This is a genomic window from Streptomyces sp. GbtcB7 (assembly GCF_019091445.1).
GTDB lineage: Bacteria > Actinomycetota > Actinomycetes > Streptomycetales > Streptomycetaceae > Streptomyces > Streptomyces mirabilis.
The window spans coordinates 1-342 of sequence record NZ_JAGXJM010000194.1 but is presented as its reverse complement, the minus strand read 5'-3'; the positions used below and the strand labels follow the sequence as shown (position 1 = coordinate 342).

Annotated in this window: 1 protein-coding gene; it reads right to left on the bottom strand. The window is 67.3% G+C overall.

The window, feature by feature from the left end; genetic code table 11:
* On the bottom strand, window positions 1-209 hold a 209-nt coding region (locus KVT44_RS55820), incomplete at its 3' end, for a hypothetical protein (protein ID WP_217576922.1).
* Window positions 210-342: the final 133 nt, after the last annotated feature.

Genomic DNA, 342 nt, shown 5'->3' with positions numbered 1-342 from the left:
GGGTCGTCGGCGGTCCAGTGGACACCGCGTACGCCGATCGGGCCGTCGGACATGACGAGGGACTTGTGGCCGATCTCGGGCAGCGCGGGCAGCGACCACATGTCCTGCCCGGCGCGCAGCCTCGTCTTCGCGTCCAGGTCCAGCTTGCCGAGGGCCGCCTCCACGTCCGCCTCGCGGGCCTCGTCGGCCGGTGTGCGCGTTCCCGCCATCGCGGTGCCTCCTCATTGAGTCCGTGAATCCGCGAATCCGTGAGCCCGGGAGTCCGTGAGCCCTTGAATCCGCTCTGCGCGTCCATCCTGCATCCGATCCCTGTAGAGCAGTAGGTTTCGTTATTACTTCGTT